The sequence below is a fragment of the Komagataeibacter xylinus NBRC 15237 genome, from assembly GCF_001571345.1.
GTDB classification, from domain to species: Bacteria; Pseudomonadota; Alphaproteobacteria; order Acetobacterales; family Acetobacteraceae; genus Komagataeibacter; species Komagataeibacter xylinus.
In genome coordinates this window covers 1-18096 of sequence record NZ_BCTP01000006.1, presented here as the reverse complement: position 1 = coordinate 18096, position 18096 = coordinate 1, and the positions used below count along the sequence as shown (strand labels likewise).

Sequence of the window (18096 nt, the reverse complement as noted above, 5' to 3'; positions counted from 1 at the left end):
GCGTTCAGTCCGGCAGGCGGTCGAGATGCAGGCAGGCCTGCTCGGCCAGATGGGCCTGCGGGGCGTTGACATCGAGCGTCATGACCATCTCATGGTGCATGTCGGGTTCTTCCAGGGTTGCGAACTGGCTGTCGAGCATGCCAACCGGCATGAAATGCCCGGTGCGCTGGCGCAGTCGCGGGGCAATGTCTTCCTTGCTGCCCTTGAGATAGACAAAGCATACATCCGCATGGCCGTTGCTGATCCGCTCGCGATAGGCCCGCCGCAGCGATGAACACGTCACGATGCCGCACTGCCCCTGCTCGCGCCAGGCCAGTATCTCGGCGGCAATACGGTCGAGCCAAGGGGCACGATCCGCATCGGTCAGGGGAATGCCATTGCTCATGCGCGCAATATTGGCGGGCGGATGCAGGTCATCACCCTCAATGACAGACCAGCCCATGCGCGCGGCCATAAGCTGGGCCACGGTGCTTTTGCCACACCCTGACACCCCCATCACCACCAGCACGCGCGGGCGCACCGCCTGCCCGAGCCTGCGCGAGAGAGAGACCGCAACGGCATTTTGCCCATTGTCACACATATTGTATCCTGCCGGATATTACGGAAAAGACGTTATCGCGCCTTATCTGGCCCAACCACCCCTAAAAACGCAAGTGACCGCTGCCACGCGGGCGCACCAATACAATGAACTTCATTATCAAATCTGTCGTCTTTTTGTTTAAAAATGAAAAAATATTATTAATTTATATTCTTATTTCTGTTTAATTTATTTGGATTTTGTTAAACATATTATGACATAATAATTATGTCATTACATTATTATATTTACCTTCATACCTCTTGCACAGCTTGCCCGAAAAGCGTTATATGCTCGATCAATCACTTAAAAACAGACACCATCGGCATCCCGGTCAGAGGAATAATTTCCTAAATATGACCCCATCCAACGTCTCGCATGGTGCATTGAGTTATCGAGAGTTCTGCTGTGTCATCTTATAACGATTTTCTTTCCTTTTCGAAGGAAGAAGACCAGAGCCCCCAACGCGAAGAAGTCAATGAAACCGCCTTCCGCCAGGCGCTCGAGCGCCTTGGCAAGGGCAAGCCGCGCGGCCCCGCCGCGCCCAAGGCCCCGCAGGCCAAGGCGCGCCCCGTGCGCCAGGCAGACCCCACCCAGCGCCGCCGCAAATTCGTGCAGGATGGCGATGTCCGTGTCGAACATCATTCACTGACCACCGGACGCGCCTCGCCGCGCGTGCTGCATGCCCAGCCTGAAGACCGGGGCGAAGCGGAGCAGTTGCGCCACAAGATCCAGTTCGAGCAGAAGCTGCGCGAGGAGGCGGAACTCCGCCTTTCGGAAGCGCAGGCGCAGATCCGCTCCCTGACCACCCGCATCGGCCATGCCGATGTCATCGCTGCCGAGAACAAGACCAAACTCGCCGCACGCGATGCTGAAATACTGAGCCTGCGCGCCGAAATCTATGCCGCGCGCGAGGAGGCCGACCGCCTGCGTGAGGATGCCGGCCGACACAAGGCACGCAACCGCATGGCGGAAAACCGGGTCGTGCTCGCCCGCCCCCCCCCAGGCAGGCAATGACGAGGCTGACCCCAATGAACCCGAACCCGTAAAATGGTGGTGACGCCAGCCGCAAGCCGCCGTGCCCATGCAGCCCGATGAGCCGCCGCACAACCCGGCGGCCCGGCAGAGACAGGTCGGACTGATCATTGTCGCCACCTGCACCAGCATGAGCCTCGCCATTCTGGTGCTGTTGCCGCTGGTCAGCGGGTTGATCAACCTGCTGCGCGATATACTCGGCGTGCTGATCCTGCCCTTTTCCTTCATGTTCGGACTAGGGGGCGACACGCAGGCACAGTCGCCCGCGCTGCTGCGCCTGCTGTCGGATATGGGATTGCAGACCCAGTTGCACCCGCTCCGCCTCGGGGGGGCTGCGGTGCTGGAGCTTGTGGCGGTCTTTCTGTTTGTCATTGCCGAGCGCCTTGGCGGGCGCACCGGCTACGTGGGGGCCTGCGCGGCCTCGGCAGGGGCGATCGTGCTGTCGGGCCTGCCGCTGGCAACCCCGCTCCTGCCCGCCATCCTGACCGAGGGGGTTTTCCTGCTCAACCCGCCCTCGCCCGATCCTGACTGAAAACAACACGATATTCTGGTGAAGCTTTATCAGCCAGCTTCAAAAAATACCGCCTCCCATAAGAGACTGTTTGAAAAGTCAGTCCGAAAAACATCCAGAAATCATAAGGATGTTTTTGGTGAAGCTTTTTGAAAAAAGCTTCCAGGAACGCCGCCTTTTTGAAAAAAGGCGGCATCCGGGCGCCTTGATGCCCTTCAGGATAACCCATCCACAAACCGCGCAAGGCGTGTGCAGCATTCCGTGAGAATGTCGTCGCTCGTGGCATAGGACAGGCGCAGGTAAGGCCCCTGCCCGAAGGCCGAGCCATGCACCACGGCCACATGCTGCTCGGCGAGCAGGGCAATGGCGAAATCCTCGTCCGTGTTGAGCATACGCCCCTCCGCTGTCCTGCGGCCGATGCAGCCCGCAATGCCGGGATAGGCATAAAACGCCCCATGCGGCATGGCGCAGGTCAGGCCGGGAATGGCACGCAGGGTTGACACCACCATCTCGCGCCGGCGGGCATAGACCGCGCACATCTGCGCGATAATGTCGGGCGGCCCGTCAAGGGCAGCGGCAGCAGCGGCCTGGCTGATGGTGCAGATGCCCGAGGTAGCACTACCCTGTATGGCCGTCATGGCGCGGATGAGCGGCGTGGGGCCACCCACGTAACCCACCCGCCAGCCAGTCATGGCATAGGCTTTCGACACGCCGTTCAGGGTCAGGATACGGCCCTTGAGGTCGGGAGCGACGGCGGCAAGCGAGGCATGGCGCTGCCCGTCATAGAGCAGGTGCTCGTATATCTCGTCACTGAGCACATGCACATGCGGGTGGCGGCGCAGCACTTCCGCAACGGCCGCGAGATCCGCCTCCCCCATGGTGCCGCCAGTGGGGTTGTTGGGGAAATTGAGCACCAGCCACTTGGTGCGTGACGTGATCGCGGCCTCCAGCGCCGCGGGCCTGAGGCGGAAATCATCGGCCTCATGGCAGTCGGCATAGACCGGCGTGCCGCCAAACATCTCGACAATCAGCGGGTAGCTGACCCAGTACGGGCGCGGAATGACCACTTCATCACCCGGCTGCACGGTGGCCATGAACGCATTGAAGATGACCTGCTTGCCCCCGTTCGAGACCATGATCTCGCCCGGCGCGTAGTCCAGCGCGTTCTCGCGCGCGAATTTGCGCGCGATCGCCGCCTTGAGCGCAGGCGTGCCATCAACGGGGGGGTATTTGGTCTGCCCGTCCAGCGCCGCGCGGTGCGCCGCCTCGATCACGGCGGGGGGCGTTGCGAAGTCAGGCTCGCCCAATGCGAGCGAGAGCACTTTCTCGCCCTTGGCGCGCAGTTCACGCGCGCGCTGCGCCATGGCAATGGTGGCGGGCACGCTCAGGCGCTCCATCCGCTGCGCAAACAGCGGATGGGGCAGTCCTTCATTCCTGTTCATGGCTGTCCGTTCCTTAACGCAGGGCTGCGCAGAAACGCTGGATGCGCAGGCACGCCTCCTTCAGGCTGGCCGTGTCGGTAGCGTAGGAGATGCGGAAATGCCCGGCGAACATGAACGCGCTGCCATGCACGGCGGCAACGCCTTCCTCATCAAGCAGGGCGGTGACGAAGGCTTCATCGGTATCGATCAGCGTGCCACCCGCGCTGGTCTTGCCCAGGCAGCCGACAAGCGAGGGAAACACATAGAACGCGCCCTCGGGCACCGGGCAGTGCAGGCCCTTCGCCTCGTTGAGCATGCCCACCACGAGGTCACGTCGCGCCTGATAGGTGCTGACCATGGTGCCGATGAAGTCCTGCGGGCCGGTCAGTGCTTCCACCGCCGCGGCCTGACTGACCGAGCCGGGGCCGGAGGTGGACTGGCCCTGCAGCTTGTTCATGGCCCGCGTCATCTGCACGGGGGCTGCGGAATAGCCAATGCGCCAGCCGGTCATGGCATAGGCCTTGGACACGCCGTTCATCGTAACGATGCGCTCGCGCAGGCGGGGCTCGACCTCGACCACGGTGGGGGCACGGAAGCCATCATAGACCAGCTTGTTATAGATGTCGTCGGTCAGGATCCACACATCGGGGTGGCGCAGCAGCACGTCGCACAGGCCGCGCATCTCCTCGAAGGAATAGGCCGCCCCGGTGGGGTTGTTGGGCGAGTTGAGCAGCAGCCACTTGGTGCGCGGCGTGATTGCGGCCTCGAGTTCGGCGGGCTGGAGCTTGAAGCCGTTCTCCACGCTGCATGGCACGATGACGGGCGTGCCCTCGGCCAGCGCCACGATATCGGGATACGACACCCAGCACGGCGCGGGAATGATGGCCTCGTCGCCCGGATTGATGGTCGCGACCATGGCGTTATAGATGATCTGCTTACCGCCATTGGCAACGATCACTTCATCCCAGGTGTAATCCAGCCCGTTATCGGCACGGAAGCGTTCGGCGATGGCGCGGCGCAGGGCGGGCGTACCCGCGACATCGGTATATTTGGTCTCGCCCGCCTCGATTGCGCGGATGGCGGCTTTCTTGATGCTGTCCGGCGTATCGAAATCCGGCTCGCCAGCGGAAAGGCTGATGATGTCCTTCCCCGCCGCCTTGAGTTCACGCGCCTTGGTTGAGATGGCAATCGTCTGGCTCGGGCTGATCCGGGCCAGCCGGGCGGCGGTAAGATCCATGGTGTCAAGATCCATCAACAGTGAAAGGACACATCCGGCACGTGACCGGGGCGGCCGTAGCCTAGAGCGAACCCGTGCCCGAGGAAACAGCAGATATGTGATGCCCGCCCCCTGCGGCTTCCATCACCTGTTGCGACGTCAGGCCCGCGGCCCGCATGGCGCGGATGGAGGGCGCGCCATCGCGCTTGGCCAGCCGCCGGCCCCCGGCATCGCACAGCAGCGCATGGTGGCGGTAGCGCTGCGCGGGCCAGCCCATGATATGCTGCAACAGGCGGTGCAGGCCGGTTGCAGGCCGCAGGTCCGTCCCGCGCGTGACAAGGGTGATGCCCTGCAACGCATCATCATGGGTGACACATAAATGGTAGGAGGCGGGCACATCGCGCCGCGCCAGCACCACATCGCCAAACGCGGCGGCATTGGCGGGCTGCGGGCCTTCGCCCAGTTCATGCCATGTCAGCATATTGGCGCCGGGCCATTGCAGGGCGCGCGCCATGTCCAGCCGCAGGGCGTGGGGGGTGCGGGCCGCAAGCCTTGCCGCCCGCAGGCCCGGGTCCATGTGGCGGCAGGTGCCGGGATAGACCAGTGCGCCATCGGGCGCGTGATGGGGCGCGCCCGCGGCCTCGGCAATATCGCGCCGGGTGCAGAAGCACGGGTAAAGCAGGCCATGCGCGGCCAGATGGTCGAGCACGGCGCGATAATCGGCCATATGTTCTGACTGGCGGCGCACCGGCTGCGGCCAGGACAGGCCGAGCCAAGCGAGGTCGGCATACAGGTCGGCAATGAACTCGGGGCGGCAACGCGTGGTGTCGATATCCTCCACCCGCAGGATGAAGCGACCGCCCGACTCCGTGGCCGCGCGCCAGGCGTGCAGCACCGAGGCCACATGCCCCAGATGCAGGTGCCCCGTGGGGCTGGGCGCAAAACGGGTAATTTCAGCCATTATCAAGTCAAATCAGGGTTATGGCGAAAAAATGCGCCCCCACCCTGCCCTGCTGCGTTGATGGATCAACTCCTGCGCCCGCGCGGGCATGGGGTTGCCACGCCATGCGGGGTCTGCAATAGATTCGACAGTTACCTGACGACGACGCACATCCATAAGGCGTTCGCTTCGGAACAGAGTACGCCTGAACTTTGTGCGGCGGCATTCGGAAAGGAATGCGTCCGTGCCCTGTGACAGTCAATACCTGCCAGCCCTGGTCCTGAATGCCGATTTCAGGCCGCTCTCCTATTTTCCGCTTTCGCTATGGTCATGGCAGGACGCCATCCGCGCCGTGTGGCTCGACCGCGTATCGGTGCTGAGCGAATATGACACCGTTGTCCACTCCCCCACCCAGAGCCTGCGCCTGCCCAGCGTGATTGCGCTCAAGGACTATATCCCTACCGCCCGCAAGCCCGCCTTCACACGGTTCAATGTCTTCCTGCGTGACAATTTTTCCTGCCAGTACTGCAACACCCGCTTCCCCACGCAGGAACTGACCTTCGACCATGTCATTCCCCGCAGCAAGGGCGGTCGCACGAGTTGGGAAAACGTGGTGACCGCCTGCAGCCCGTGCAACCTGATCAAGGGCTCCTACATGCCGCACCAGATCCGCATGTATCCCGCCCACACACCCGCACGCCCCTCAAGCCGCAGGTTGCAGGAAAACGGCCGCGCCTTCCCGCCCAACTACCTGCACGAAAGCTGGCGCGACTACCTGTACTGGGATACCGAACTGGAAAACTGAAGCCACCCCGCCCTGGCCAGCGCAACGCAGGCGCAACACGCCGGGGCGGCCAGGGTTCCCTTACCGGGCGGACACGCTATTTTGTGTAGCTGTAGCCGTATTCATCGGCCATCTTCTGCAGGTCGGGCGCGCCGCGCAGGTTGAGCGGCAGCGGCACGGCCTTCTTCTTCTTTGAACCGAAGATGAAGTTATGGTCGCTCATGCGCTGGCAGGTATTCGCCGCGATGGGAAAGCTGAGCTGCATGGTGGTGCCCAGCTGCTCGCGCAGGCATTTTATGTCACTCTCGAACGGCTTGCGCCCGATCTCGGCCGTGCAGCCACCAAGCACTACCAGCCCACATGCCAGCAGCCCGAGGCGGGCAGGCAGTTTTTCCACAATCTTCAGCTTCATTTCGACCCCGTCGCTTAAGCGCTGGCAAGACTGCCACGAAAGCGCTGCCCGCGATAGGGGACAAGACGCCGGGCAGGGGGTGCCGCGTGGGCAATGCATAGGTGCCCTACCTGCAATGCCGGACATGAACACAAAGCATATCTGCCAAGAAGATATGATGAAGCCAGATGCTGGTATCATCTGAATGCATAGGTGATATTACCGTGATCCTGATGACAGGCGGCCCTTATATTGCCACCCTCTGTCATTATTCTGATTTTTTTTAAATCATGCGTGATATATAAAAATTGCAAATACAGCACCGGACTGGCTGTAAATTTGTTACCAGATTGCGTATGGCTGTCGCGCGTTGTCACCGTCCCCATCGATGCCTGAGGTAAAAGAATGAGATTACTGGCCGTTCATCCAAGCTCGCTCATGTACACGAAGGTCTTCCTGCGTCTTGAACCGCTGGGGCTTGAACTGGTTGCCGGTGCCGCGCGCAACAAGGGGCATGACGTGCAGATCCTCGACCTGCAGGTCGAGAAGCACCCTGATTACTGGCAGCGCATCGAGGAATTCCGCCCGCATGCCATCTGCTTCTCGGGCAATTACCTGGCCAATGTTCCCGAGATCATCGACCTGTGCAAGGAAACGCGCAAGCGCCTGCCCAACGTGTTCCTGTTCATTGGCGGGCACTCCATCTCGTTCATCGCGCGTGACGTGCTGGCCCTGTCCGATGGCGCCATCAACTGCGTGCTCAAGGGCGAGGGCGATGCCACCGTCGGCCTGCTGCTCGAGGCATGGGAGCAAGGCAAGGACCTGACCACCGTGCCCGGCGTGGTGACCATGGATGGCGATGGCCCGCCGCCCATCTTCATCGAATCGCTTGATGAGGTGCGCCCCGCGCGCGACCTGCTGCGCCACCGCCGCAAATACTTCATCGGCACCCTCGACCCCGCCGCCTCCATCGAGTTCGCCCGTGGCTGCCCGTGGGACTGCACCTTCTGCAGCGCCTGGACCTTCTATGGCCGCTCCTACCGCACGGCGAGCGCCAAGGTGATTGGCGAGGAACTGCAGGAGATCAAGGAGCCCGGCATCTTCATCGTCGATGACGTGGCCTTCGTGCATGCCGAGCACGGCATGGCCATTGCCGATGAAATCAAGCGCCGCAACATCCAGAAGGAATACTACCTCGAGACGCGCGCCGACGTGCTGATGCGCAACAAGGAAGTGTTCGCGGTCTGGAAAGAGATCGGGCTGAGCTACATCTTCATCGGGCTTGAGGCGGTGGATTCCGAAGGGCTGAAGCGCTTCCGCAAGCGCGTGTCGATGGACCGCAACTTCGAGGCGCTGGAATATGCCCGCTCGCTCGACCTGATCGTGGCCATCAACCTGATTGCCGACCCGTCATGGGACCGCGAGCGCTTCGAGGTCATCCGCCAGTGGTGCCTCGAGATCCCGGATATCGTGAACATCTCGGTCACGACCCCCTACCCCGGCACCGAGATATGGGAGAGCGAGTCCCGCAAGCTGACCACGCGTGACTACCGCCTGTTCGACATCCAGCACGCGGTCATGCCCACCACCCTGCCGCTGCGCGAGTTCTATGAGGAACTCGTCAAGACCCAGCAGATCCTCAACAACAAGCATCTGGGCTGGAGCGCGATCAAGGATACGCTGGGCATCGCCCTGCGCCTGGCCCTGCGGGGGCAGACCAACTTCCTGACCATGATCTGGAAGTTCAACTCGGTATTCAACCCCGAGTTGCAGATGGCCGACCATGCGCAGAAGCCCGAATATGAAATGCCGCTCAAGCCGCAGGGTTCTGACCAGAAGATCGACCGCAAGACGCTGTACGTGCATGGCCCCGCTGGCCGCAAGTCGCGCAAGATCGATGACGATACTGAAAAGTTCGTTGATGAAACCCGTATGAGCACGGTTGACTGACACCCACCGCGTCAATCATCGCCGCCACGCAAGGGCCGGTTGCGCAAGCACCGGCCCTTTTTGCATGCGCCCCTCCGCGCCGATCTTCAGGTAACGGCTTCAAGAACGCCGCCTTAAAAAAGAGCGCGCCCAAAAACTTTTATCCTGTTTTATCAATGCACTCTCTTTAAACAGCCACATGCGCGCCGTGCGCAATACGGGCGGTTTTCCATTCCACCATGCCACATGAACACGCTAGGATCGCGATAGCCTTTGTGCGGATAGGGAATAAACAGAGCGACATTTCCATTATGAACGATAACGTTCAGAGGCAAAATAAGAAAAGTTTCGGGGTATCGCCTTTATTCAAAAAGGCGGCGTTCTTCGAAGCTTTTTGAAAAAAGCTTCACCAAAAACTTTTATCGGCTTCCATTTTCACGATGCCCCAATGGATCCCATAATGAATGAGGATGCCTTTATCGGGCCTGCGGCAATACGGCGTGCATCCCGTGCCATGGGGGAGCACTGCGGAAGAGGTAATGGCGCGCCCCCCTTTTCCGTTGTAATGATTCGACCGACCAACCCAACGCAGCCACTGCGGGCGTGCGACAGCAGAAGGTAGCCAGACCATGGAAAAACTGACACTGAACATACAGGGCATGACCTGCGATGGCTGCGCCGCCAAGGTGCAGCGCGCGCTCGAAGGGGTGGATGGCGTATCGATGGTTGAAGTCTCGCTCGAACAGGGCAAGGCCTTCGTTACCTACGATACCCGTTCCACCAACCTTGAAGAACTGTACGCCGCCGTGGACGATGCAGGATTTGATGCGGGTTACTGAACGCCAGAACAGTCCACGCGCCGCCTTTTTCCCTCAAAAAGGCGGCGGCTTTTAAAGCGTTTCCTGTTTTTCAGGCAGGCATGGCGGCAGCGGCCTTGCGAATGGCCTGCGCCATGGCCTCCACCCCGTTGCCACGATTGGTGGAGAGCGCCTGCACCAGCCCCAGATCACGCAGGAAGGCGGGGTCGGTATCAAGTATCTCCTGCCGGCTGCGGCCGGAATAGACCCGCAGCAGCAGCGCCACCAGCCCCGACACGATGGCCGCATCCGATGCGCCTGCAAGGTAGAGCGCGCCATCGTCGCGCGGCTGCACCTCCATCCAGACCTGGCTCTGGCAGCCGGGCACGCGGTGGGCATCATCCTGCCACGCGGGCGGAAAAGGCGGCAGCTTGCGCCCGAGTTCGATGATGTACTGGTAGCGCTGCATCCAGTCATCAAACAGGGCCAGTTCTTCGCCAATCTCGGCAATGGCGTCAGCGGCGGTATCGTCCTCGGGCTTTACAAACGGGTCGGTCATCATCTTTCCAGCATTGGTGGCCATCAAATCGGTCAGAATGCAAAAGGCCGCGCCCTGCGGCACGGCCCCCTGCGGGCAGGCCGCATGGCCTACAGGATAAAGCGGCTCAGATCACCCTTGCGGGCCAGGGGTGCGACCCTGGCCTGCACGTCGGCAGCCTCGATCAGCACAGCCTCGCCCTTGCGGTCGGCTGCGGTAAAGGACACATCCTCCAGAAGGCGCTCAAGCACGGTGGCCAGACGCCGCGCGCCGATATTTTCAACCCGCTCGTTAATATCCGCCGCAAGCTCCGCCAGCGCGTCTATCGCCCCGTCGCTGAACGACAGTTTCACATCCTCCGTGCCCAGCAGGGCAACATACTGCTTGAGCAGTGAATGCTCCGGCTCGGTCAGGATGCGACGCAGGTCCTCGCGCGTAAGCGAGGCCAGTTCCACCCGGATGGGCAACCGCCCCTGCAACTCGGGCAACAGGTCGGATGGCTTGGCAATATGGAACGCGCCGGATGCAATGAACAGGATATGATCCGTGCGCACCGGGCCGTATTTGGTCGAGACGGTGGTGCCCTCGATCAGCGGCAGCAGGTCGCGCTGCACGCCCTCACGCGAGACATCGCCGCCCCGCGCGCCCCCTTCGGCGGCACGGGCGCACACCTTGTCGATCTCGTCGAGAAAGACGATGCCGTGGTCCTGCGCGTGGGCCACGGCCTCGCGCGTCAGGGCCTCGGTATCGAGCATCCGGTCCGCTTCCTGCCGGATCAGGGCGGCACGGGCCGCGGCCACTGTCATGCGCTTTTGCTGCGGCACGCGGTTCATGAAGCCCTTCATCATGTCCGAGAAGTTGATGACGGTGCCCGGCGTCATGTTCGGCATGTCGGACTGGGCCGGGTTGCCGCCCTCGGCAATCGATATCTCGACTTCCTTGTGCTCAAGCTCGCCCGCGCGCAGCATGCGGCGGAACTTGTTGCGGGTCTCGGCCGAGGCCCCCTCGCCCACCAGCGCATCGAGCAGGAGCTTCTCGGCGGCGTCCCCGGCATTGGCCTCGACATCCCTGCGCCGCAGGTCGCGCAGCATGTTGATCGAGACCTCGATCAGGTCGCGGATGATGCTTTCCACATCGCGGCCCACGTAACCCACTTCGGTGAATTTGGTGGCCTCGACCTTGAGGAACGGCGCCTGCGCGAGCTTGGCGAGGCGGCGGGCGATCTCGGTCTTGCCGCAGCCGGTGGGCCCGATCATCAGGATGTTCTTGGGCACCACCTCCTCACGCAGCGCATCGGGCAACTGGGCGCGGCGCCAGCGGTTGCGCAGCGCAATGGCCACGGCCCGCTTGGCATCACCCTGCCCGATGATGAAACGGTCGAGTTCGGAGACGATCTCACGCGGGGTATGATTGGGTATTTCCATTACGCGGCCCCCTCATGCGCATCCCCGCCCAGTGTCTCCACAATGACGGAATGGTTGGTATAGACACAGATATCACCAGCAATTTTCATCGAGCGGCGGGCGATTTCCTCCGCCCCCAGCCCGTCAATGCCCAGCAGGGCGCGCGCGGCGGAGAGCGCGTAATTGCCGCCCGAGCCAATGGCGATGATGCCATCCTCGGGTTCAAGCACATCGCCATTGCCGGTCAGCGTGAAGGAGCGCTCGGCATCGGCCACGGCCATCATGGCCTCGAGCCGGCGCAGGTAGCGGTCGGTGCGCCAGTCCTTGGCCAGTTCCACGCAGGCGCGCTCAAGCTGGTTGGGGTAGCGCTCGAGCTTGTTTTCCAGCCGCTCCAGCAGGGTGAAGGCATCCGCCGTCGCCCCCGCGAAGCCTGCCAGGATCTGCCCCGTCGGCCCGATGCGGCGCACCTTGCGGGCATTGCCCTTGATCACGGTAGCCCCCAGCGTCACCTGCCCGTCGCCCGCCATGGCAACACGGCCGCCACGGCGCACACACAGAATGGTCGTACCATGCCACCCGACCGGGTCATGGGATGTGGAATGATGATCTTGCATGGTTCTACAGATAAAACCTTCCTGCGCCAGCACAAGGGGCAACGCGCCCGCTGCCGGGCGCGGGCGGCATTTCAGTCAGGCGGGCGCTGCATGATCCGGTCGATATGGGCGGCAAGATCCGCCTGCGTGAAGGGCTTGTGCATGACATTGGCGCTGCCTGCGGGCAATGCGCCCGCGCTGGCATAGCCGGTCAGGTACAGCACGCGCAGCCCGGGGCGCAGGGCCTGGAGGTGGTGCACCGTCTCGAGCCCGCCCATGCCGGGCATCATCACGTCCATGATCACGAGGTCGATCGGGCCAAGCCCTGCCTCCATGGCATTTACAGCCGCCGTGCCGGAGGAATATTCAAGCACATCATGCCCTCGTGCGCGCAGGAAGCCCGCCGTGACCGCCCGCACGCCCGGCTCGTCATCAACCACCATCACATGCAGCGCGCGGCCGCTCCGTGCCCCCACCTGCGGGCGGCCCGTGGGCAGGGGCTGGTCCTGCGCCCTGATGCCCCCCTGCACCGGCAGGCACAGATCCACGCGCGTGCCTTCGCCCGGCTGGCTGCGCACCTGCACCTCGCCGCCCACATGGCGGATGAACCCATAGATCATGGACAGGCCCAGCCCCGTGCCGCGCCCCACATCCTTGGTGGTGAAGAAGGGCTCGAACACGCGCGCCAGCGTGTCGGGCGACATGCCCATCCCCTGATCGGTCACTGAAACCATGACGTAATTACCCGGCACGAGGTTGGTGCCCGCCACGATCTCCTTCACCTGCTTGAGTGCCGTGGAGACCACGATCATGCCGCCACCGGGCATGGCATCGACCGCGTTGATGCACAGGTTGAGCACGGCGAGCTCAAGCTGGCCCGCATCGGTGCACACAGGCGGCAGCACCCCGTCGGAGGCAGCCGTATCGACCACGATGGAACAGGGCTGCCCCCGGGCATCCTTGCCCTGCCGCGACACCACGGTCTGGGCCAGAAGATCCTTCATGCCGTGCAGCAGGGCGTTCACATCCACCGGCTCGAGGCTCAGGTCGCGCGGGCGGCTGAAATTGAGCAGCCTGCGCGTGAGCGACGCACCACGCTGGGCGGCGGCGGCGGCGTTATCGAGCAGGCGGGCCATCGGCCCTTCCTCCGGCCCCATGTCGCGCACGAGTTCGAGCGAGCCGAGCACGACGGTGAGCAGGTTGTTGAAGTCGTGCGCGATGCCGCCCGCCAGCGTGCCGAGCGCCTGCATCTTTTCCGCCTGGCGCAGGCGGGCCGCCATTTCCTGCTGGCGGGTGATGTCGCGGTTGATCACGACCGACCCCGCCGAGCCATCGCCAAGTGCTCCAAGCACCACGCGCGTGATCTCGCGCCACCGCCCCTGTGCCGCACCCCTTATGTGGGCGGGCAGTTCCAGCATTTCCTCATCACGCCCCTCCGCCCGCAGGCGCGCCTGTGCGGCGCGGATGAGGGGCAGGAGGTCTGCATCGCACAGTTCCTCCTCCGTGTGGCCAAGGCAGGCATTGACGTCGCGGCCATAGAAATCGGCGGCCTGCTGGTTGATGCGGATGAAGCGGCCCTGCGCATCCTTGAAGCCAAGGCCCGAGCGCAGGTTGTCAAGCAGCCCGTGCAGCAGCATGCGCTCGGTGCGCAGTTCACGCTCGAGGCGGTGATAATCCGCCGCCTGCACGATCATGGCGCGCAGGGCATCGGCATCCCACGGTTTGTGGGAATAGAACGAGATGCGCCCCTGGTTCAGTGCTGCCGCCACCGCGCCGATATCGGCATAGCCGGTGAGCAGGATGGCCTGCGCGTCGCTATGGGCGCGGGCGCGGGCCAGCATCACGTCGCCCCCCATCTCGGGCATGCGCTGGTCGGACACGATCACGTCCACGTCGTTGCGGGTGGAGAGGATCTCCAGCGCCTCCGTGGGCGATGTGGTGGACAGGACGGTAAACGTGTCTTCCAGAAGGTCGGTCAGGGCAACGAGGATCTCCGCCTCGTCATCCACCAGCAGCACAACGGGGCGCGCCTGCGTGGCAGGATCTGTATTGATGGGCATGGTCTCTCCCTGCACGCGGGTTAAAGGCGTGGCTAGTTCATGCGCTCGGACGATGTGGCGGCGGGCAGTGCCGGGCCTTCACTCCCCTGCTCCGGGTGCCACGGTATGGAAATGGTGAAGCGCGCCCCACCCTGGGGCGCCCGCCCCACCGACAGGCTGCCGTGATGCGCCTGCACCACGCTGTAGGCAATGGCCAGCCCCAGCCCCGTGCCCGCCCCCACCGGCTTGGTGGTGAAGAACGGCTCGAAAATACGTTCCTGCACATCAGGTGCGATGCCGGGGCCGCTATCGGTAATGACAAAGACGTAACTGTCAGGCCCGTCCTCATTATGGGCGAGGCAGGTGTGAATCCCGATCTCGCCCACCGCTATGCCGCCCTGACCAGACATATCATCATGCTGGGCGGCAAGAATTGCATCCGCCGCATTGCTGATGATATTCATGATGACCTGATTGAGCAGCGCCGCCTGGCAGTACAGCCGGTCAGGGGCATCATACTGCCTTTTGACCGCAATGCCGCTGCCCAGCTTCTGGGTCAGCAACGCCATGACCGTTTCCAGCGCCTCGGGCACGTCGATGACCTGGAACAGCCCTTCATCAAGCCGCGAGAATTTGCGCAGGTTCAGCACAAGGTTCTGGATGCGCCGCAACCCCATGTTCATCGACCCCACCCGGTCGCGGCACTTGGCCAGGATCGCGCCCCGCTGGTCGTGATCGGCGTCGGTGGTCGTGTTCTCCATCGCCGCGAGCCGGTCAAGCCCGCGTGCCACCGTGTCCTTATGCGCCAGGATGAAGGCCAGCGGGTTGTTGATCTCGTGCGCGATGCCCGCCACCAGTTCACCCAGCGAGGCCATCTTGGCGGTCTGCACCAGCTTGCCCTGGGTTTCGATCAGCTTGCGGTTGGCATCGGCCAGTTCACGGTTGGCCTGCTCCAGCGCCTCGGCCAGCGAGGCTTTCGATGCAATGGCCGCCGCCTCCGCGCGCGCGCTCTTGACCGCGATCTCGCGCGCCTGCCGCTCCACCTCGATGCGGCGCACGTCATCCTGCAACAGCTTGCGGCGCACCAGCACGCGAATGCGCAGCGCCAGCGCCGCAGGCCCCACATCGCGCGAGACCAGATCATCGATCCCCGCCTCGAACACGCGGGCCGAGAACTCCTTGGCATCGGGCCGGGGGGCGCCATCCACGCCGAGTATGCGCGGCGGCACGTTGCCCGAGAGCAGGTCCTCCTGCCGCCATTCATCAAGCTTGCGGCACACTTCCAGCCCGTCGAACTCCCGGCATGCGAGGTCGATCACCACGCAGTCGGGCATGTGCTCGGGGTCATGCAGCAGGGCTGGCACGAGGCGGGAGGGGTCATGCCACAGGGTGACGATATGCCCGTCGCGCCGCAACTGGTCGAGCAGTTCGGGCACGGCGCGTTTGTGTTCGGGCTCGGGGGCGATGACCATGATGCGCGCGCGGCGAAACACACGCTGCGGCAGAAGCGAGGGCGCATGCGCCGCATGCTCGCGCAACAGGGCGCGGATGCGGAAGACGATCAGCGCCGGGTCGGAGGATTTGGGAATATAGGCATCCGCCCCGCTTTCCAGCCCCTCGCGCTCCAGCCCCGGCTCGATCCCCTCGGTCAGGATCAGCACGGGTATGGTGCGCGTGACCGCGTTCATGCGCAACTGGCGGGCCAACTGGCCGCCATTCATGCCCGGCAGGTGATAATCGGCAATCACCAGCCCCGGCAGGCGCACATCGAGCGTATCAAGCGCCTCCTCCCCGCTGGCCACGCGATGGACATGAAAGCCGTGGCTTTCCAGCATGCGGCGGATGCGCAGGGCCTGCGTGTCGGAATCTTCCACCAGCAGCAGGGTATCGGCAATGTCTTCGCGGTCGGTCAGCACCATGGGGTCGTCTTATCCAGCCAGGGGGTCTTGTGAGGGAACCGGGCCGCCCGCCATGGCCCGGAGGATATGGGGGGCGATCTCATGCACCGGCAGGCTGATGCACGCAGCCCCCGCGCGCTCGGCAGCACCCGGCATGCCGTGAATGACAGCGGTGCTGCGGTCCTCGACCACCGTGTAGCCACCGCGCGCGCGGATGCGGCCAAGCCCTTCCACGCCGTCCTCGCCCATGCCGGTCAGCAGCACGCCAAGCCCGTCGGCGCCAAAAACCCGTGCCACGGAGGAAAACAGCACGTCAGCCGAAGGCCGCTGCCCCTGCACCGGGGCCGCGTCATGCAGCAGCACCTCACCGTGCGGGCCGACCGTCATGTGCCGGTCACCCGGCGCCACGAGCACCTGCCCGCGCGCGATGGGCATGCCATGCTGCGCCAGCCTGACCGGCAGCGCCACCTGCTGGTCCAGCCACTGGGCAAAGCCTTCCATGAAGCTCTGCCCCATATGCTGCACCAGCACTACGGGCAGCGCGAAATCGGGCGGCAGGTCGCCCAGCACGCGGGCAAAGGCGGTCGGCCCCCCGGTGGAGGCGGCCAGGGCCAGGATGCGGGGGTGAATGGCCAGCGGGCGCGACCACATGCCCTTGTGGCGAAAGGGTTCCGCCTGCATGAGCCTGCGCCGGATGACCGGCACCTGGCTCATGATGTAGAGCTGGGTGGCAATGCCCTGGGCCACGGCGGCACCCGCGCTGCCCGTGAGGCCCTGCGGCTTCTCGATGACCGACAGCGCCCCCGAGCGCAACGCGTTCATCGAGACATGCGCGGCCCCGCCCCCCGGCCTGTCGCTTACGATCACGATGGGGGTGGGAAAATGCGCCATGATCTGCCGCGTGGCCTCAAGCCCGTCCATGCCCGGCAGGCAGATATCCATCGAGATCACATCCGGCCGCAGGCGTGGCACGAGGCGCAGGGCCTCCTCCGCCGTTTCCACTGCCTCGGCCAGTTCAAGGCGCGGATCATCGGCCACCACGCGCATGAGCAGGTGGCGCAATACCGCCGAATCCTCCACGATCAGCACGCGCCTTGGCGGCTGGGCGGGCTGGGGCGTGGCTGCGTTCACAAAAGTCCCCTTATGGTGTCGATCAGTTCGCCCTGATCGAAACGCTGCTTGGTCAGGTAAGCCCGTGCGCCCCCTTCCATGCCGCGACGGATATCCTCGCCATCATTGCGCGAGGTCATGAGCACGACGGGAATATGGGCCAGATGCGCATCCCCCTGCATGGCCGCAAGCAGGGCAAGGCCATCCATGCGGGGCATTTCCACATCCGTCACCACCACATCCACATGCCGCGAGGATTGCTGGAGCATGGCCAGCGCCTCCTCCCCATCCACCGCAAGGCACACGTCATAACCGTGGGACTGGAGGATCGTTTTCTGCAATGTCCGGGTCGTGATCGAATCATCAACCACCATCACCAGCGGCGCGTGGCGCACGGGCACCACGGGGGCGGCGCTGTCCACATCGCTGAAATGCGCGCCCCCGCCATTGCCGCGCTCGCGCCAGCGCGCAAACAGCCGGTCGGGGCTGAGCACGAACACCGGCTGGTCCTCACGCGGCCAGGCAATGCCGGGCACGAGTTCGCTGTCCAGCCCCACGGCGGTCGCGTCCGACACCAGCAGCGTGCGCACATCAAGCATGCGCTCGACGGCAAAGCCGCAGCGCACGCCATCAACCTCCATCACCACCACGCTCACCGCGCCATCGCGCACCGGCAGCGGCGCGTTTTCATCGCCCACGAAGGCGCGCAGCGGGACCAGCGGCACCCGTTCCTCCTCGCGCTGTTCGCTGGCCGCACCCGCGCCAACGGGCGGGTGGGGCACCACGGCGAACGGCATGCCGCCCAGCATGCGGATCTCGTCACGCCGCACGCGCAGCAGGTGGCGGATCACCCGGCCGGGCAGGCCGAGGGACTGGCCCGCGTTTTCAACGAGCAGCACGGTGCGCTGGCGCTG

Annotated in this window: 18 protein-coding genes; 5 read left to right on the top strand and 13 right to left on the bottom strand. The window is 63.8% G+C overall.

Features of this window, described 5'->3' with window-relative positions:
- Positions 1-4: 4 nt before the first annotated feature.
- Entirely contained in the window at positions 5-580 is a 576-nt protein-coding gene (locus GXY01S_RS03840; RefSeq protein ID WP_061272078.1) for a gluconokinase, read from the bottom strand.
- A 405-nt stretch (positions 581-985) separates the two neighbouring features.
- On the opposite strand from GXY01S_RS03840, the gene GXY01S_RS03835 reads away from it, so the two are divergent.
- Positions 986-1594, top strand: coding sequence for a hypothetical protein (locus GXY01S_RS03835; RefSeq protein ID WP_255210354.1), 609 nt, complete (start codon positions 986-988; stop codon positions 1592-1594).
- A gap of 67 nt (positions 1595-1661) precedes the next feature.
- Positions 1662-2144 carry a hypothetical protein gene (locus GXY01S_RS03830; RefSeq protein WP_061272076.1) on the top strand — a complete coding sequence of 161 codons (483 nt, stop codon included), beginning with the start codon at positions 1662-1664 and terminating at the stop codon, positions 2142-2144.
- On the opposite strand, the gene GXY01S_RS17940 is transcribed toward GXY01S_RS03830, so the two are convergent.
- From GXY01S_RS17940 to gluQRS, 4 genes are all read right to left on the bottom strand, one after another.
- Entirely contained in the window at positions 2116-2352 is a 237-nt protein-coding gene (locus GXY01S_RS17940; RefSeq protein ID WP_156470289.1) for a hypothetical protein, read from the bottom strand. The genes GXY01S_RS03830 and GXY01S_RS17940 overlap by 29 nt on opposite strands.
- Positions 2339-3565: a pyridoxal phosphate-dependent aminotransferase gene (locus GXY01S_RS03825; RefSeq protein ID WP_061272074.1), complete on the bottom strand. Its 1227-nt coding sequence runs from the start codon at positions 3563-3565 to the stop codon at positions 2339-2341. Before GXY01S_RS03825 ends, GXY01S_RS17940 begins: the two co-directional genes overlap by 14 nt.
- A 13-nt stretch (positions 3566-3578) precedes the next feature.
- A complete protein-coding gene (locus tag GXY01S_RS03820) occupies positions 3579-4781 on the bottom strand; it encodes a pyridoxal phosphate-dependent aminotransferase (RefSeq protein ID WP_061272247.1) in 1203 nt (400 codons plus the stop codon).
- Positions 4782-4842: 61 nt separating this feature from the next.
- On the bottom strand, positions 4843-5721 hold the full coding sequence (gene gluQRS / locus GXY01S_RS03815) for a tRNA glutamyl-Q(34) synthetase GluQRS (protein ID WP_061272072.1): 879 nt from the start codon (positions 5719-5721) through the stop codon (positions 4843-4845).
- A 223-nt stretch (positions 5722-5944) separates the two neighbouring features.
- Between gluQRS and GXY01S_RS03810 the strand changes: the two genes are divergently transcribed.
- Positions 5945-6505, top strand: coding sequence for an HNH endonuclease (locus tag GXY01S_RS03810; protein WP_061272070.1), 561 nt, complete (start codon positions 5945-5947; stop codon positions 6503-6505).
- A gap of 76 nt (positions 6506-6581) precedes the next feature.
- On the opposite strand, the gene GXY01S_RS03805 is transcribed toward GXY01S_RS03810, so the two are convergent.
- Complete coding sequence (locus GXY01S_RS03805) at positions 6582-6896, bottom strand: hypothetical protein (protein WP_061272068.1); 315 nt, start codon at positions 6894-6896, stop codon at positions 6582-6584.
- 384 nt (positions 6897-7280) lie between these two features.
- Here GXY01S_RS03805 and hpnR point away from each other — a divergent pair, with 384 nt between their 5' ends.
- Entirely contained in the window at positions 7281-8825 is a 1545-nt protein-coding gene (hpnR, locus tag GXY01S_RS03800) for a hopanoid C-3 methylase HpnR (RefSeq protein WP_061272066.1), read from the top strand.
- Positions 8826-9433: 608 nt separating this feature from the next.
- A complete protein-coding gene (locus tag GXY01S_RS03795) occupies positions 9434-9643 on the top strand; it encodes a heavy-metal-associated domain-containing protein (protein WP_061272064.1) in 210 nt (69 codons plus the stop codon).
- A gap of 70 nt (positions 9644-9713) precedes the next feature.
- Here the strand turns inward: GXY01S_RS03795 and GXY01S_RS03790 are convergent, their stop codons facing one another.
- The 7 genes from GXY01S_RS03790 to GXY01S_RS03760 all read right to left on the bottom strand — a co-directional run.
- On the bottom strand, positions 9714-10160 hold the full coding sequence (locus GXY01S_RS03790; RefSeq protein ID WP_174520906.1) for a SufE family protein: 447 nt from the start codon (positions 10158-10160) through the stop codon (positions 9714-9716).
- A gap of 89 nt (positions 10161-10249) precedes the next feature.
- Positions 10250-11563, bottom strand: a complete 1314-nt coding sequence (gene hslU, locus GXY01S_RS03785; RefSeq protein WP_061272063.1) for an ATP-dependent protease ATPase subunit HslU — start codon at positions 11561-11563, stop codon at positions 10250-10252.
- A complete protein-coding gene (hslV, locus tag GXY01S_RS03780) occupies positions 11563-12156 on the bottom strand; it encodes an ATP-dependent protease subunit HslV (RefSeq protein WP_061272062.1) in 594 nt (197 codons plus the stop codon). The genes hslU and hslV overlap by 1 nt, the downstream gene beginning before the upstream one ends.
- Positions 12157-12227: 71 nt before the next feature.
- Positions 12228-14189, bottom strand: a complete 1962-nt coding sequence (locus GXY01S_RS03775; protein WP_061272243.1) for a response regulator — start codon at positions 14187-14189, stop codon at positions 12228-12230.
- A 38-nt stretch (positions 14190-14227) separates the two neighbouring features.
- On the bottom strand, positions 14228-16093 hold the full coding sequence (locus GXY01S_RS03770; RefSeq protein ID WP_061272061.1) for a response regulator: 1866 nt from the start codon (positions 16091-16093) through the stop codon (positions 14228-14230).
- 9 nt (positions 16094-16102) lie between these two features.
- Positions 16103-17203 carry a chemotaxis-specific protein-glutamate methyltransferase CheB gene (gene cheB, locus GXY01S_RS03765; protein ID WP_061272060.1) on the bottom strand — a complete coding sequence of 367 codons (1101 nt, stop codon included), beginning with the start codon at positions 17201-17203 and terminating at the stop codon, positions 16103-16105.
- The coding region (locus tag GXY01S_RS03760) for a response regulator (protein ID WP_156470288.1) at positions 17200-18096 on the bottom strand (897 nt) is incomplete at its 5' end. The genes GXY01S_RS03760 and cheB, both read right to left, overlap by 4 nt.